Consider the following 14,868-nt stretch of genomic DNA (forward strand, 5'->3'; position numbering starts at 1 on the left):
CGTTCAACGTAATCGACGCAGCAGCATAAAAATCGAAAAATTCACAAGTTGTACGTGATCACTCCAACTCAGCCAGCACCTTCAGGTGCGCGACCACGCTGCGCCCGAGCGCGGACAGGTTGTAGCCCCCCTCCAGGCAGCTGACGATGCGCCCGCCCGCGTGCTCGTTGGCCACCGCCACGATCTGGCGCGTGATCCACGCGTAGTCGGCCTCGACCAGCGCCATGCCGCCCATGTCGTCCTCGCGGTGCGCATCAAAGCCGGCCGAGACGAATACCATCTGCGGCTTGAACGCGTGTAGCGCCGGCAGCCAGTGCTCCTGCACCAGTTTGCGCACCACTTCGCCATTGCTGCGCGCCGGCACCGGCACGTTGACCCTGGTCGCCGTGATCGGCTCGGGCTCCAGGTACGGGTAGAACGGGTGCTGGAAGAAGCTGGCCATCAGCACGCGCGGCTCGTCGTGGAAGGATTCGGCGGTGCCGTTACCGTGGTGGACGTCGAAGTCGATGATCGCAACCCGCTCGAGCCCGTGCACCTCGAGCGCGTGGCGCACGGCGATCGCGACGTTGTTAAACAGGCAGAAGCCCATCGGCGCGCCGGGACGCGCATGATGCCCCGGCGGGCGCACCGAGCAGAAGGCATTGTCCACCTCGCCCTGCAGGACCGCGTCGGTGGCCGCCACCGCCGCACCGGCCGCGCGCAGTGCGGCCTGGTAGCTGTCGTGGCACAGCGAGGTGTCGCCGTCGAGCGGGTAGTATTCGCCCGCGGGCGGCAGGTGGTCGCGCACCAGCGCGATCGCCTCTTCGGTGTGGTTGCGCCGGATCGCCGCCAGCTCGGCCAGCGGCGCCTGGCGCTGCTCGAGCAGCCCGGTCAGGCGCGCCAGGATCAGCTGGTCGTCGATCGCCTGCAGGCGCGCCGGGCACTCCGGGTGCCAGTCGCCCATCTCGTGGCGCAGGCAATCGGGGTGGCTGAAAAATGCTGTGCTCATATTGCTCGTGTCCGTCCGCGCTTGATTCTGTTGCGCACCGCTCAACCGTTTCTCGCATAGAATCGGGTGGAACGGCCCTTGATGACGGAGTAAAAAGATTGCCAATGACGCTAATCTACCATGCTGCGCGCCGCTGTCGCAGCCAGGGGCCCACATTCTCACGTACCGGAATGAGATTCGCATATGTTCAATAAACTGCATGCCGCCGCGCGCCAGGTGGATTCAATCGTGGTCGGCAAGGACCAGCAGGTACGGCTGGCCCTGACTTGTCTCCTGGCCGGCGGCCACCTGCTGATCGAGGACCTGCCGGGCGTGGGCAAGACCACGCTGGCGCATGCACTGGCGCTTTCGCTCGGCCTGAAGTTCAACCGCGTGCAGTTCACCAGCGACCTGCTGCCGGCGGACGTGGCCGGCATTTCGGTCTATGAGCGCGAAAAGAACGGCTTCGTGTTCCACCCGGGTCCGGTCTTCACCCAGGTCCTGCTGGCCGACGAGATCAACCGCGCCACGCCCAAGACCCAGTCCGGCCTGCTGGAGGCGATGGAGGAACGCCAGGTCACGGTTGACGGCGTGACCCACGTGCTGCCGGAACCGTTTTTCGTGATCGCGACCCAGAATCCGGCGCACCAGGTCGGCACCTTTCCGCTGCCCGAATCGCAGCTCGACCGCTTCTTGATGTGCCTGTCGCTGGGCTATCCTGACGCGCAGGCCGAGCGCGCGCTGCTGATGGGCCAGGACCGGCGCGCCATGCTCAAGCAGATTACCGCGGCGATGCAGCCGGCCGAGCTGGCAGCGGCCCAGCGCGCGCTGCGCGAGATCCACGCCTCGCCCGCGCTGATCGACTACGTGCTGGCGCTGGCGCAGGCCTCGCGCGAGCGCGGCCTGTTCGCGGAAGGACTGTCGCCACGCGCCGCGATCGCGCTGCTGCAGGCGGGCCGCGCGTGGGCCGCCCTCGAAGGGCGCGACCATGTGATCCCGGAAGACATCCAGGCGGTGCTGGTGCCGGTCTGCGCGCACCGGCTGCGGCCGCTCAAGTCGGCGCACGGCATGGCGCTGGCCAGCCGCGACCTGGTGCTGCAGCTGCAAAAATCGGTGCCGCTATGAGTGGTCGTTTAAAAAAACTATGTCACCGCTAATTGTGGGAGAAGCACAAGCCCGGGCGCAGTTCGTAGGGTGTGCACGAAGTGCGCACGCGGGTCGCGAACGCGGCGTAATGAAGCGCCAGCCGCGAGCCAGCATACGCGGACCGCGTGCGCACAGGTGCGCACCCTACACGGGCCCGGCTCCATGCTGACAGGCTGGCTGCGCCGCGTGCGCGGACAATGGATGCGGCGCCGTACCGCTGGCGACGACGGCGAGGTGTTCCTCAGCCTGCGCCGCGTGTACATCCTGCCCACCGGGGCCGGAATCGGCTTCGGTGCGCTATTGCTGATACTGCTGGTCGGGTCGGTCAATTACAACCTGGGCTTGGGCTTCCTGCTGACTTTCACGATGGCGGCGTGCGCGCTGGTCGACATCGTGTTCACCTACCGTAACCTGGCGCACCTGATTCTTCGCCCCGGGCGGGCGCTGGAGGTGTTCGCGGGTGAGCAGGCCCAGTTCGAGCTTCACCTGGTGAACCGCACGGCGCGCGACCGGTTCGCGATCCGGGTCGATTTTGCCGATGTGGGCCAGACGCGCCAGGTGGCGGACATTGCGGCCGGGAGCAGCGCGGCCCTGCTGCTGGCCTGCCCCAGCGAAGATCGCGGCTGGATGGCGGCGCCGCGGGTGCGGCTGGCCACGCGCTTTCCGCTCGGGCTGTTCCGCGCCTGGAGCTACTGGCAGCCAAACTGCCGCGCGCTGGTCTATCCGTTCCCGGAACCGGACGCGCCGCCACTGCCCTTGACCGGCAGCGGGCGGCCGGACGGCATCGGCCCCGGCGGGTTCGAGGACTTCGCCGGCGTGCGCAGCTACCAGCCGGGCGATCATCTGCGCCACCTGGCATGGCGCCAGATCGCGCGGCTCGACCCGGCGCTGGGCGGCCAGCTCGCCACCAAGCACTTCGAGGGCGGTGCAATGGACGAGCTGGTGCTCGATTTTGCCGCGCTTGCGCCCGGCCTGGACCTGGAACTGCGTCTGTCGCGCATGGCGCGCTGGGTGCTGGAAGCCGAGCTGCGCGCCCTGCCCTACGCGTTTCGCATGGGCGGCCTGGCGTTTGGCGCGGGCCTGGGCGCGGCACACCGCGCGGCCTGCCTGCACGCGCTCGCGCTGTACCCCGGACGCGGGAAGGCGCCATGAGCGCACCGCTTTCGCGCGACAAGGCAGACACGCTGCTGCTGATCGCCAGCACGCTGCTGGTGCTGGCGCCGCACGTGCTGCATTTGCCGCTGTGGGTGTCGGCGCTGGCCGGCGCCACGCTGGCCTGGCGCGCCACGGTCACGCTGCTCGGGCGCCGCATGCCGCCCGGCCTGGTGCTGCTGCCGGTGGCGGTCGGCGCCATGGCCGGGGTGCTGCACGAATACCGCACCCTGCTCGGGCGCGATGCGGGAGTGGCGATGCTGGTCATGCTGGTCGCGTTCAAGATGCTCGAAATGCACGCGCGACGCGACCTGTACGTGGTGGTCTTCCTGTGCCTGTTCCTTGCGCTGACGAACTTCTTCTATTCGCAAAGCATCGGCACCGGGCTGCTGATGGCGCTGTCGGTGGCGGCGCTGCTGGCCACACTGATTTCATTTCAGTTCACCGGCAGCGTGCCGCCGCTCGCCACGCGCTTGCTGATGGGCGCGCGCATGCTGCTGTGCGCGGTGCCGGTCGCGCTTGCGATGTACGTCCTGTTCCCGCGCGTCGAAGGCCCGCTGTGGGGCGTGCCGGCCGGCGAACCGGGCGCGCGCATGGGGCTGTCGGACCACATGGAGCCAGGCCAACTGGCGAACCTGGCGCAGTCCGAGGACACGGCATTCCGGGTCAGGTTCGACCGGGCGCCGCCGCCCGCTGAACAGCTGTACTGGCGCGGACCGGTGCTTGGCCTGTACGACGGCCAGAGCTGGACACGGATGCAGCCGACGGCGCGGTCCTCTGCGCTGCAACAGCCGCCGGGGCTGTCCGCGCGCGGCAGCCCGGTGCGCTACCAGGTGACGCTCGAACCGTCCGGCGCGCGCTGGCTGCTCGCCCTCGACATGCCCGGCCGCCTGCCCGAAATCGACGGCAATACCGCCTACCTGTCCGAAGCAGTCGAGCTGACCGTGGCCCATCCGATCGACAAACGGGTGCGCTACGAACTGGACTCGTTCGTCGGCTTTACGCTGCAGGCGGACGGGCTGGACGACCGCGGCCAGTGGCTGCTGCTGCCGTATGGCCGCAATCCGCGTGCGCTGGCGGCGGGCAAGCAGCTGCGCGCCGAACCGGATCCCGTCAAACGCGTAGACGCGGTGCTACGGCAGTTTCGCACCGAGCCTTTCATCTACACGCTCGAGCCGCCGCTGTTGGGCAGCGATGCGGTCGACGAATTCCTGTACCACACGCGCGCCGGCTTTTGCGAGCACTATGCCGGGGCGTTCGTGTTCCTGATGCGCGCGGCCGGCATTCCGGCACGGGTGGTGACCGGCTACCAGGGCGGCGAACTGAATCCGATCGACGGCTTCATGACGGTGCGCCAGTCCGACGCCCACGCCTGGGCCGAAGTCTGGCTGGCGCACCGCGGCTGGGTGCGGATCGACCCGACCGCCGCGGTGGCGCCGGAACGGGTGCGGCGCGGCCTGGCGCAGACGATCCCGCAAAATGCCCCGTTCGGCATCGAAGGCCTGGCCCAGCTGATGCAGCTGGACGCCGGTCCCGGTTCGCTGGCGGGACGCGTGCGCTTTGCGCTGTCCGCGCTGGACAACAGCTGGAACCAGTGGGTGCTGAACTACACCCCCGAGCGCCAGCGCGGCCTGCTGCAGCGCCTGCAGGAATGGATGCTGGATTGGCGCATCCCTGCGCTGCTGGCCTTGATCTGCGCCATGTTGCTTTCCGGCAGTTTATTGCGCCGGCGCCGGGCGGCGAACCCGATCGATGCGCTATACTCGGCGCTGTGCCACCGGCTGGGCCAACTTGGCCTGGCGCGCGCGCCCGACGAGGGTCCGAACGCGTACGCGCAACGCATCGCCGGTGCCGATCTCGCGCCCGAACGGCGCGCCGCCGCCGCCGAGTTCCTTCGCCGCTACAGCGCCTGGCGCTATGCGCCGTACCAGCCGGAACCGGGCCTGGCCGCCACCCTGAAACGCTTACTGTCGCAACTTCGATGAAACCGTTTGTCACCCTTTTCTCCGCCCTGCTGGTCGCGGCCGCTCCCCACGCGCACGGACATGCAGCCACCAAGAATCACCAGACCAAGGCGCATGGCACCCCTGCCGCGACAGCCAAGGCCAAGGGCACGCCCAAGCCAGCCGCAAAAAAGCCGGCCATCAAGCCAGTGAGTACGGCGGCGATCGATTACGCCGGTGAGCAGGTCAATTTTGGCGAGTGGCAGGCGGTGCGCGAATTCGAAGACGACATGGTCGCCAGGCACGGCTTTGCGCGGAGCGAGCTCGATGCGATCATCCGCCAGGTGCGCTTTGTCGAATCGGCGGTACAGCTGATCAAGCCGGCGCCGCCGGGCAAGCCGAAGAACTGGCGCGCGTACAGCGAGCGCTTCATCGAGCCGATCCGCATCAATGCCGGGGTGCGCTTCTGGAACGAAAACGCCGAGGCGCTGGCGCGTGCCGAGCAAACCTATGGCGTACCGGCCGAGATCATCGTGGGCGTGATCGGGGTGGAGACGCTGTATGGGCGCGACACCGGGCGCTTCCGCGTGATGGACACCCTGACCACGCTCGCCTTTGCCTATCCGGAAACGCCAAACCGGGCTGACCGCATGGCTTTCTTCCGCAGCGAGCTCGAAAACACCTTGCTGTTTGCGCGTACGAGCGGCGTCGATCCGTTCTCGCTGCTCGGGTCGTTCGCCGGCGCCGTCGGCATGCCGCAGTTCATGCCCGGCAATATCGTCAAGTATGGCGTGGACTTCGATGGCGACGGCCGGGTCGACCTGCGCAACTCGGCCGCGGACGCGATCGGCAGCGTGGCCAACTTCCTGGTCCAGCACGGCTGGAGCCGCGACGTGCAGGGCCCGCCGGTCTATGCGGCGGAAGTGTCGCCGGGGCGCGCCTGGGAACCGATGCTGGGCGGCGGACTTTCCGCCAACTTCCGCGCCGACCAACTGGCCGCGGCCGGCGTGATCACCCGCGCGGCGCTGCCGGCGCTGGGGCAATACGGGCTGGTCGACCTGCAGAACGGCGCCGATCCGACCGAATACTGGGTAGCAAACAATAATTTCTTTGCTATTACAAAATACAATCGGAGTTATTTCTACGCCATGTCGGTAATCGAACTGGGACGCGCGGTGCGTCTGTCAAGAGCGATGTGAAGATTGCCGGGCGGGAAACTTTGTATCGAGTTGTAACGTTTTCTCCCGCCACCTGCCCCCTGCCTCGGGCCCAGAAGTGAGGATACCCCCCGGGGTATCCTCCATCCCGCGCCCAATTCTCCCCAGAAATACGGGCGCGCTTCCCATACCCCCCGAATTCTTGCTTATTCTGCACGCCGTTTGGAAACGTGTGGCGGTGTCCATCGGATTGCCCTACACTTAAATTTAAGGAAAAAACAATTATTTTTTCAGTGAGTTTGTGAGAGAATTGCATTGCGGCTATGTTGCGGGTAGACAACAAAACTGAGACAATTCCTCTAATCGTTATTGCTCACAAGTACTAGATTAGAAAAAAGTTGTATAATTGAGTATATATTTTCGAAAGCTTCCCGGGAGTCGACACGCCGCCTGCGGCCCCGTAACCCAAAATAGGAATGAGTGAAATGACAAACCAAGTCGGCATTGATATCAACAGCGAAGGCGAATCCGATGAACTGCTCCAGTACAACCCGAACCGGTTGCTGGACACCCTCATCGAGAACCTGCGCCTGAAGAATGACGCCGCCCTGTCGCGCGCGCTGGAAGTGGCGCCGCCGGTGATCTCGAAGATTCGCCACCACCGCCTGCCGGTCGGCGCTTCGCTGCTGATCCGCATGCACGAAGTGAGCGATCTGTCGATCCGCGACCTGCGCTACCTGATGGGTGACCGTCGTGCCAAGTTCCGCATCAGCGACAAGCAGTTCAAGCCGAAAGAAGGCGCCGCTCCGGCCGCCAAGACCGGCAACGAATAGCAGTAATCGTTGATGTGCTGGCTGCGCCGGCATGGGTGCCGGCGCGAAGGGCGCAAACCCGTCCTGCATTGGCAGGATGGGTAGCCGAGACAATTCAGGCGGGGAACACGCCCGTCGACAGATAGCGGTCGCCGCGGTCGCAGACGACGAACACGATCGTCGCGTTTTCCACGGTTTGCGAAATACGCAGCGCCACCTCGCAGGCGCCGGCCGCCGAAATACCACAGAAAATTCCCTCTTGCGCCGCCAACCGGCGCGCCATGTGCTCGGCTTGCGCCTGGCTCACGTTTTCCACCTGGTCCACACGCGCCTTGTCGAAGATTTTCGGCAGGTAGGCTTCCGGCCACTTGCGGATGCCCGGAATCGACGAGCCCTCTTCCGGCTGGGCGCCGATGATGCGCACGCGTTCGTTCTGTTCCTTCAGGTACTGCGACACCCCCATGATGGTGCCGGTCGTGCCCATCGCGGACACGAAGTGCGTGATGCGCCCTTCGGTATCGCGCCAGATTTCCGGGCCGGTGGTCTCGTAGTGGGCGCGCGGGTTATCGAGATTGGCGAACTGGTCGAGGATGAGGCCCTTGCCCTCGCGCTGCATCTGCTCGGCCATGTCGCGCGCATATTCCATGCCGCCGCTTTTTGGCGTGAGGATGATCTGGGCGCCATAGGCCGCCATGCTCTGGCGGCGCTCGACGGACAGGTTGTCCGGCATCAGCAGCACCATCTTGTAACCGCGAATCGCGGCCGCCATCGCGAGCGCGATGCCGGTATTGCCCGAGGTCGCCTCGATCAGCGTGTCGCCCGGCTTGATCCGGCCGCGCTCCTCGGCCCTTTTCAGCATCGAAATCGCCGCCCGGTCCTTCACCGAGCCGGCCGGGTTGTTGCCCTCCATTTTGCCCAGGATGACGTTGTTGCGCGCGGCGGCATCGGCGCCCGGCAGGCGCACCAGTTGCACCAGCGGTGTGTTGCCGATGGTGTCTTCGATGGTCTTATATGCCATTACTTGATCTCTCGCGGTTTTTCATAAGCCTTCATTCTAATGCGAGATGAAAACCGGCGTCGGGAGCGGGTCTGGTGGCCACCAGGCGATTGCAAGCGCCGTCCCGTAGGGTGCACGCGGCCGGCGAGGCCCCGTGCACCCTAACGGGCATTGCAAAGCGACGTGCCGCCCCGTAGGATGAATCACGCAAAACGCAGCGCAATTCACGGTTAGAGGCGCCAGCGGTGGCGCTTGGCCAACATTGCATCGCGTTTTGCGTTTCTTTATCGCATGTTTCGGCGAGGCATAGTCACGCCTTCGACATGCGGTTGATTCACGTTACGAGGATCAGCGCTTGGGCGACGGATACGTGGCGGGGCTGACGTTGCCGTCCTTGTCCACTGCCTGGACGCCGAAGAAGTAGTTGTCTTTCGACAGCTTCACCGTCGCTTCGGTCACGTTGCCAACGAACAGGGAACCCTGCCAGCCCGGCGCGGTCGTCTCGCGCCAGACGATGCGGTAACCGGCGACGTCCGGCTCGGCGTTCGGCGTCCATACCAGCGTCGAGTCGTTCTCGAGCTTGTCGGTGCGCAGCTTGACCTCGCGCGGCGAAGCCGGCGCCAGCGCCAGCGAGGCCAGCGCCGCCGCGTTCACGCGCGCCACCTTGGCGATGTAGTTGAAGTCGTCGAACTCCGGCAGGTCGCCGTAGACCTTGCCGTTTTCGGTGCGCAGGTTCTGGTGCTGGTGGTCGAAGTTCTCGTTCGGTTCGGTAAAGCGCAGCGCCGCGAAGCCGCGCTCGAGGAACGGCATATGGTCGCCGCCGCGCAGGTAGCGGTCGCGGCGCTGGATGACGTTGACCTTGAAGCCCTTCACGTAGCGCTCGCCCTGCTCCTTGACGTGGCGCGCGAGCTGGCGCGAGATCGAGTCGTTCTCGCCGCCGGTCTGCAGCAGCATGCGGTTGACGTCATTGTTTTCCTTGGTCGCCGGCAGCGCTTCGGCGAACAGGCGCACCTGCTTGTCGTCGACGCGGCCGTCGTCGCCGCGCGAGCTGCCGATGATGTCGTTGGTGAACATACCGGCAATGTTCAGGTTGTTCTGCCTGGCCTGTTCCGCCCAGTGCGTGGCGCCCAGCAGGCCCTGCTCTTCCGCGGCGACGGTCATGAATACGATGGTCGCGTCGAAGTTGTGCTTGGCCATCACGCATGCCATCTCCATCACCGCAGCGGTGCCGGACGCGTCGTCGTTGGCGCCCGGCGCCTTGCCTTCGGCATCCATCACGTCGCTGTTGCGCGAGTCATAGTGGCCGCTGACCACGTACATGCGGTCCTTCGAGGCGTCCTGGGTGCCGGGCAGCGTGGCCACCACGTTCACGATCTCGGTCGGGCGCGAGATGCGTGCGCTGACCGGGGCGATGTGGCTGTCGAACGCGACTTGCAGGCGCGTGCCCGCGCCGCAGCGCTCCAGTTCGCTCTTGATCCAGCGCCGCGCCGCGCCGATGCCGCGCGTGTCGGACGTCGTGTCCGACATTGTATGGCGGGTCTCGAAACCGACCAGCTTGTGGATGTAGGTCTCGATCCGCTTCGGCGAAATCTCGGCCACGATCTTGTCGATTTGCGGCTGGTGGCGGGAGACATCCGGGCCGCCTCCGGGAGCGGCCAGGGCCGAACCGCCGGCTGCGGCGAGAAGAGCGGCCAGCAGGCCGGAGGAGATGCGGGCGTGAGGCATGGGAATCCTTCCAATCGTTGCGCTTCAATTAAGCCGCATATCTTCGCATGCCGTCGAGCAATCGTCAGTAAATACCGACAAAAAAATGGAAAGGGGGATTGGCCCGGTGCCAGCTGCCGCAGCTATTGCGGAACATTACCGGAGGGCGGGTGCGCACGCTGTGCGCACGCGGTGCAGAATGTGCCGAAAGCCGCCATTGCCGCGAGCCCGCATACGGTGACCGCGTGCGCACAGGTGCGCACCCTACGGCAGTGCATGCCCGCCGCTCCGGTTCCACACCTAGCGGTGACATTGCCAATAAAAAACCCAGCGGCGCGGGCCTGCTGGGCTCGATCGTTAGGCCGGTCACCCGGCGCTGATGGCGCTTACATCGCGGCTTTGGCGTCCGCCGTTTTTGCCTCGCCCTTGTTGGTCGATTTCGCGCTCTTGGCCGGCTTGGCCTCGCCAGGAGCCACCATCGGTGCGCCTTCCTTGGCCTTGCCGTTCACTTGCAAACCGGCCTGCGACAGCTTGGCCGCGCGCTTTTCGCCCACGCCCTTGACCCGCTTCTGAAAGTCCGCCCAGTCCTTGAAGTCGCCATTCTTGGTGCGCTCGTCAATGATCTGCTTCGACATTGCCGGCCCCACGCCCTTGACCGCATCCAGCGCGGCCGCGTCACCCTTGTTCACGTCCACCTGCGCAAAAGCCAGGCCCATCGAGGCCACCAGCGCTGCAACTGCAAGCATCAATTTCTTGATCATGTGCCTATTCTCCGTAGTCGTTGGAATGCCGGACGGCAAACGCCGTCCGCCCAGCGAATAACGGGGCACTACCTGCGGGTGTTGACGCGTCCGCCTGAAGCGGCTCAAGCACCAGCCGGGAACAATTCCTCACGTGTGACGGTCGCCGTGCCCAGCTTGCCGACCACGATGCCGCCCGCGCGGTTGGCCGTCAGCAGCGCCTGATCCATCGGCGCGCCGGCGCCCAGCATCGCGGCCATGGTCGCGATCACGGTGTCGCCTGCGCCCGATACGTCGAACACCTCGCGCGCGTTGGCGTGCACGTGCAGCACCTCGCTGGCCGTGTACAGGCTCATGCCCTCTTCCGAGCGGGTGAGCAGCAAGGCTTCAATTTCGAGCTCCTCGCGCAAGCGCTGCGCGCGGACGGTCAGCTGCTCCTCGGTCTTCCAGCTGCCCACGATGCGGCGCAGCTCGGCCTTGTTCGGGGTGAGGATGGTCGCACCCGCGTACATCGAAAAGTCGTCGCCCTTCGGGTCGACCATCACGATCTTGCCGGCGGCGCGCGCGGTCTTGACCATCTCGGCCACGTTGACCAGGCTACCCTTGTTGTAGTCGGAAAAGACGACCACGTCGTAGTCCGGCAGCAGCGCGTTGAAGTGGGTGAGCTTGTCGCGCAGGATCGCGTCGGTGGGCGCGTCCTCGAAGTCGATGCGCACCATCTGCTGCTGGCGACCGATCACGCGCAGCTTGATGATGGTGGAGATGGCCTCGTCGCGCTTGAGGTAGCTTTGGATGTCCGCTTCGCGCAGCAGCTTGTCCACCTGCTCGCCCGCCTCGTCCGCACCGACCACACCCAGCAGGCCGCAGTGCGCGCCCAGCGCCGCCGCGTTGCGCGCGACGTTGGCCGCGCCGCCCAGGCGCGCCTCGCGCCGTTCGATGCGCACCACCGGCACCGGGGCCTCCGGCGAAATGCGCGACACGTCGCCGAACCAGTAACGGTCCAGCATTACGTCGCCAGTCACCAAGAGCCGTACCTGGTCCAGCCGCGGCGCCTGGGCGTGCGGGTCGCTGTCCGCCTCCAGCAGGCGGCTTGGGGTGTCGATGCCGGCGCCGCTCATTTGCGCGTCAACACCGAGCGGCCGATGCCATGGTATTCGATGCCCACTCCGGTCATCAGGTCCGGCTCGTACAGGTTGCGGCCGTCAAGGATGACCGGGTGCTTCAGGCGTTCCTTGATCTCTTCGAAGTCCGGGCTGCGGAACGCCTTCCATTCGGTGACGATCAAGAGCGCCTCGGCGTCGTCCAGCGCATCCATCGGCGCGTCGGTAAAGCGCACGCGCGCCAGCTTGGCCGTGCCCAGGTCGAGCTCGAGCACGCGCTTCGCTTCATGCATCGCCACCGGGTCGTGCACGGCCACCGTCGCCCCGCGCTCGATCAGCTCGCGCAGCAGCACGCGCGAAGGCGCCTCGCGCATGTCGTCGGTGTTCGGCTTGAACGCCAGGCCCCACACGGCGAAGTGCTTGCCGGTCAGGTCCTCGCCGAAGCGCGCCACGACCTTGCGGCCCAGGATGTGCTTCTGGCGATCGTTGACCGCTTCCACCGCGCGCAGGATCAGGAGTTCCTGGTCGTACTGGCGCGCGGTGCGTTCCAGCGCCTGCACGTCCTTCGGGAAGCACGAGCCGCCGTAGCCGGCGCCCGCGTACAGGAAGCTGTAGCCGATGCGCGGATCCGAGCCGATGCCCTGGCGCACCGCCTCAATGTCGGCGCCCACGCGGTCGGCCAGGTTGGCCAGCTCGTTCATGAACGAGATGCGGGTCGCGAGCATGGCGTTGGCCGCGTACTTGGTGAATTCGGCCGAGCGCACGTCCATCCAGTAGGTGCGCTCGTGGTTGCGGTTGAACGGCGCGTACAGCAGTTTCATCAGGTCGCGCGCGCGCTGCCCGCCATGACTGTCGTCGTGGCCGATCACGATGCGGTCCGGGCGCATGAAGTCCTCGACCGCCGCGCCTTCCTTGAGGAACTCGGGGTTCGAGACCACCGAGAAGTCGACCTTCGCCTCGCGCTCGGCCAGTTCCTCGCGGATCGCAGCGGCAACGCGGTCGGCGGTGCCCACCGGGACCGTCGACTTGTCGACGATGACCTTGAATTCTTTCATGTGGCGGCCGATGTTGCGTGCGGCCGCCAGCACGTATTGCAGGTCGGCCGAGCCGTCTTCGTCGGGCGGGGTGCCGACCGCGATGAACTGCAGCGTGCCGTGGGCCACGCTGGCCGCGACGTCGGTCGAAAAGCGCAGGCGCCCGGCGGCGCGGTTGCGCGCCACGATCTCTTCGAGCCCTGGTTCGTGGATGGGAATCCCGCCGCTATTGAGCAGATCGATCTTCTTCTGGTCCACATCGAGGCAAAATACGTCATTGCCCAGTTCCGCCAGGCAGGCGCCCGTCACCAGGCCCACATAGCCAGTGCCGATAATCGTAATTTTCATTTCTTAGTTCATCACATTGAGTTCTTCGGTGCGGCGCGGCGGATAGGTATCCCACCGGCTGCATCCCGGGCACTGCCAGTAGAACTGGCGCGCCTTGAAGCCGCAGTGGCTGCATTGATAGCGCGCCAGTTTTTGAGTGTAACCGTGCACGAGGTTTTTCACCATGGACAGTTCCTCCCACACATGGGCAGGAGCATCCATCAGGCGCGCCTCGAGCAGCTTGTCCAGGCCGAGCAGGGTCGGATTGCGCCGTAGCTCTTCCACGACAAGCTGTTTGGCAGCTTCCACGCCGTCGAGTTCAATCACGGCCTTGAACACGACTTCGATCAGGTCGATCGAGGAGGCTTCGGCCAGGTAGGAACGCAAGAGGTTTACCCCTTCCTGCGGGCGGCCGGCCTTGCGGTAGCCATCCATCAGGCGGTTCGCCACCAGCGCCACGTGCGGCACGCTTTGCTGCTCGACGCGGCGCCAGGCCTTGAGTGCACCCTCGATGTCGCCTTCGGCCAGCAGCGCGTCGCCGGAAAGCATGATCGCGCGCACGCTCTTGCGGTCGGCCTGCAGCGCCTTGTCCAGGAGCGCCATCGCTTCCTTGGTGTCCATGTGCACCAGCGCATCCTGGGCCAGCTCGCAATAGAACTGGGCAATTTCCTTGTGCATGGCGCCGGCGCCTGATTCCTGCAGGCCCTCGGCGGCCTGGATCGCGCGCCGCCATTCCTTTTCGCGCTGGAAGATTTCGAGCAGCGCGCGGCGCGCCTGCACCGCGTACTGGGTGTCGACCAGCAGGTTGAAGGTTTCCTCGGCGCGGTCCAGCAGGCCCGCCTTCAGGTAGTCCATGCCCAGCTCGTACTGGGCATGCACCTGCTGCTCGAGCGGCAGGTCGGGGCGCGACAGCAGGTTCTGGTGCACGCGGATCGCGCGCTCGGTCTCGCCGCGACGGCGGAACAGGTTACCGAGCGCAAAGTGCATGTCGGCCGTTTCCGGGTCGAGCTTGACGATTTCAATGAAGGCGTCGATCGCCTTGTCGGGCTGCTCGTTGAGCAGGAAGTTCAGGCCGCGGAAATAGCCGCGCGGCAGGCTGCGCGATTCCGAGACCAGCTGCTTGATATCGACCCTGGCCGCGATCCATCCCAGGCCGAAAAAGAAAGGGATGCCAAGCAGCCACCAGATTTCAAATTCCATGCGATTCGTTATTGTTTGGTTGCGCCTATGTCAGCGCGCGATGTCCACGCTGTCCGGCTGCGGCTGGGCGTTACCGGTGCCGGCCGCGCTTTGCAGCGCCTGGATCGTGTTCTTGTGCTGCGAGCTTTCGCGGCGGTGGCGGAACACCGTCGGCGTGACGGCCAGGATGCCCAGGCCCGCGCCGGCCACGAAGAACGCCAGCAGCATCAGCACCAGCGGGCCACGCAGCTCATAGTTGAGGAAAAAATGGAGGTCGACTTCCTGCGTGTTTTTCAGGGCGAATCCGAAAAACAGCACGAACAGGATAAATCCAACGATGGTGGAAACAAATTTCATCAGCAGGTCCTGTTGGTGGTCTCTACAAAAGCGCAGTGTCGCATATCCGAGACGATATTTCAAAGAAGGGGGTTCGAAGAACCGGGGGCGACAGCTACAGCGCCCGGCACCCAAACCCGTCGTCCCCGCGCAGGCGGGGACCCATGCTGAGCGTCATTTCACGCTGCCTATGGGGGGAACAGCGCCAGTGGCGCTGTTCCCGCCTTCGCGGGAACGACGAGCTATTACGCCGGTGATTACTTTAAACGAATAA

The 14,868-nt window shown here is 65.5% G+C and carries 13 protein-coding genes; 5 read left to right on the forward strand and 8 right to left on the reverse strand.

The window, feature by feature from the left end; genetic code table 11:
- Positions 1–58 precede the first annotated feature (58 nt).
- Entirely contained in the window at positions 59–988 is a 930-nt protein-coding gene (locus E4O92_RS03820) for a histone deacetylase family protein (RefSeq protein WP_135188430.1), read from the reverse strand.
- 183 nt (positions 989–1,171) lie between these two features.
- Between E4O92_RS03820 and E4O92_RS03825 the strand changes: the two genes are divergently transcribed.
- The 5 genes from E4O92_RS03825 (at position 1,172) to E4O92_RS03845 (ending at position 7,198) form a co-directional block, all read left to right on the forward strand.
- Complete coding sequence (locus E4O92_RS03825) at positions 1,172–2,092, forward strand: AAA family ATPase (RefSeq protein ID WP_135188431.1); 921 nt, start codon at positions 1,172–1,174, stop codon at positions 2,090–2,092.
- Between the two features lie 183 nt (positions 2,093–2,275).
- Complete coding sequence (locus tag E4O92_RS03830; protein ID WP_135188432.1) at positions 2,276–3,265, forward strand: DUF58 domain-containing protein; 990 nt, start codon at positions 2,276–2,278, stop codon at positions 3,263–3,265.
- The gene (locus E4O92_RS03835) at positions 3,262–5,250 is read left to right on the forward strand and encodes a transglutaminase TgpA family protein (RefSeq protein ID WP_135188433.1); all 1,989 of its coding nucleotides are present in this window, start codon (positions 3,262–3,264) and stop codon (positions 5,248–5,250) included. The genes E4O92_RS03830 and E4O92_RS03835 overlap by 4 nt, the downstream gene beginning before the upstream one ends.
- On the forward strand, positions 5,247–6,407 hold the full coding sequence (gene mltB, locus E4O92_RS03840; protein WP_135188434.1) for a lytic murein transglycosylase B: 1,161 nt from the start codon (positions 5,247–5,249) through the stop codon (positions 6,405–6,407). The genes E4O92_RS03835 and mltB overlap by 4 nt, the downstream gene beginning before the upstream one ends.
- A 443-nt stretch (positions 6,408–6,850) precedes the next feature.
- Positions 6,851–7,198, forward strand: a complete 348-nt coding sequence (locus E4O92_RS03845; protein WP_135188435.1) for a hypothetical protein — start codon at positions 6,851–6,853, stop codon at positions 7,196–7,198.
- A 94-nt stretch (positions 7,199–7,292) separates the two neighbouring features.
- Here E4O92_RS03845 and cysM read toward each other — a convergent pair whose 3' ends face one another.
- The 7 genes from cysM to E4O92_RS03880 form a co-directional block, all read right to left on the reverse strand.
- Positions 7,293–8,195 carry a cysteine synthase CysM gene (gene cysM / locus E4O92_RS03850; RefSeq protein ID WP_135188436.1) on the reverse strand — a complete coding sequence of 301 codons (903 nt, stop codon included), beginning with the start codon at positions 8,193–8,195 and terminating at the stop codon, positions 7,293–7,295.
- Positions 8,196–8,522: 327 nt separating this feature from the next.
- The gene (locus E4O92_RS03855; protein ID WP_135188437.1) at positions 8,523–9,899 is read right to left on the reverse strand and encodes a M20/M25/M40 family metallo-hydrolase; all 1,377 of its coding nucleotides are present in this window, start codon (positions 9,897–9,899) and stop codon (positions 8,523–8,525) included.
- Positions 9,900–10,264: 365 nt separating this feature from the next.
- Positions 10,265–10,639, reverse strand: coding sequence for a ComEA family DNA-binding protein (locus E4O92_RS03860; protein WP_135188438.1), 375 nt, complete (start codon positions 10,637–10,639; stop codon positions 10,265–10,267).
- A 104-nt stretch (positions 10,640–10,743) separates the two neighbouring features.
- Positions 10,744–11,736, reverse strand: coding sequence for a D-glycero-beta-D-manno-heptose-7-phosphate kinase (gene rfaE1, locus E4O92_RS03865; RefSeq protein ID WP_135188439.1), 993 nt, complete (start codon positions 11,734–11,736; stop codon positions 10,744–10,746).
- Positions 11,733–13,100: a UDP-glucose dehydrogenase family protein gene (locus E4O92_RS03870; protein WP_135188440.1), complete on the reverse strand. Its 1,368-nt coding sequence runs from the start codon at positions 13,098–13,100 to the stop codon at positions 11,733–11,735. Before E4O92_RS03870 ends, rfaE1 begins: the two co-directional genes overlap by 4 nt.
- A gap of 3 nt (positions 13,101–13,103) precedes the next feature.
- On the reverse strand, positions 13,104–14,279 hold the full coding sequence (gene lapB / locus E4O92_RS03875) for a lipopolysaccharide assembly protein LapB (RefSeq protein ID WP_135188441.1): 1,176 nt from the start codon (positions 14,277–14,279) through the stop codon (positions 13,104–13,106).
- Between the two features lie 30 nt (positions 14,280–14,309).
- Positions 14,310–14,615: a LapA family protein gene (locus E4O92_RS03880; RefSeq protein WP_135188442.1), complete on the reverse strand. Its 306-nt coding sequence runs from the start codon at positions 14,613–14,615 to the stop codon at positions 14,310–14,312.
- Positions 14,616–14,868 lie beyond the last annotated feature (253 nt).

Source organism: Massilia horti, from assembly GCF_004614195.1.
Taxonomy (GTDB): domain Bacteria; phylum Pseudomonadota; class Gammaproteobacteria; order Burkholderiales; family Burkholderiaceae_D; genus Telluria; species Telluria horti.

Excerpts from the sequence above, each read along its gene's own strand:
- E4O92_RS03820 (WP_135188430.1), bottom strand. The coding sequence starts at position 988 with ATGAGCACAGCATTTTTCAGCCACCCCGATTGCCTGCGCCACGAGATG.
- E4O92_RS03825 (WP_135188431.1), top strand. The coding sequence starts at position 1,172 with ATGTTCAATAAACTGCATGCCGCCGCGCGCCAGGTGGATTCAATCGTG.
- E4O92_RS03830 (WP_135188432.1), top strand. The coding sequence starts at position 2,276 with ATGCTGACAGGCTGGCTGCGCCGCGTGCGCGGACAATGGATGCGGCGC.
- E4O92_RS03835 (WP_135188433.1), top strand. The coding sequence starts at position 3,262 with ATGAGCGCACCGCTTTCGCGCGACAAGGCAGACACGCTGCTGCTGATC.
- mltB (WP_135188434.1), top strand. The coding sequence starts at position 5,247 with ATGAAACCGTTTGTCACCCTTTTCTCCGCCCTGCTGGTCGCGGCCGCT.
- E4O92_RS03845 (WP_135188435.1), top strand. The coding sequence starts at position 6,851 with ATGACAAACCAAGTCGGCATTGATATCAACAGCGAAGGCGAATCCGAT.
- cysM (WP_135188436.1), bottom strand. The coding sequence starts at position 8,195 with ATGGCATATAAGACCATCGAAGACACCATCGGCAACACACCGCTGGTG.
- E4O92_RS03855 (WP_135188437.1), bottom strand. The coding sequence starts at position 9,899 with ATGCCTCACGCCCGCATCTCCTCCGGCCTGCTGGCCGCTCTTCTCGCC.
- E4O92_RS03860 (WP_135188438.1), bottom strand. The coding sequence starts at position 10,639 with ATGATCAAGAAATTGATGCTTGCAGTTGCAGCGCTGGTGGCCTCGATG.
- rfaE1 (WP_135188439.1), bottom strand. The coding sequence starts at position 11,736 with ATGAGCGGCGCCGGCATCGACACCCCAAGCCGCCTGCTGGAGGCGGAC.
- E4O92_RS03870 (WP_135188440.1), bottom strand. The coding sequence starts at position 13,100 with ATGAAAATTACGATTATCGGCACTGGCTATGTGGGCCTGGTGACGGGC.
- lapB (WP_135188441.1), bottom strand. The coding sequence starts at position 14,279 with ATGGAATTTGAAATCTGGTGGCTGCTTGGCATCCCTTTCTTTTTCGGC.
- E4O92_RS03880 (WP_135188442.1), bottom strand. The coding sequence starts at position 14,615 with ATGAAATTTGTTTCCACCATCGTTGGATTTATCCTGTTCGTGCTGTTT.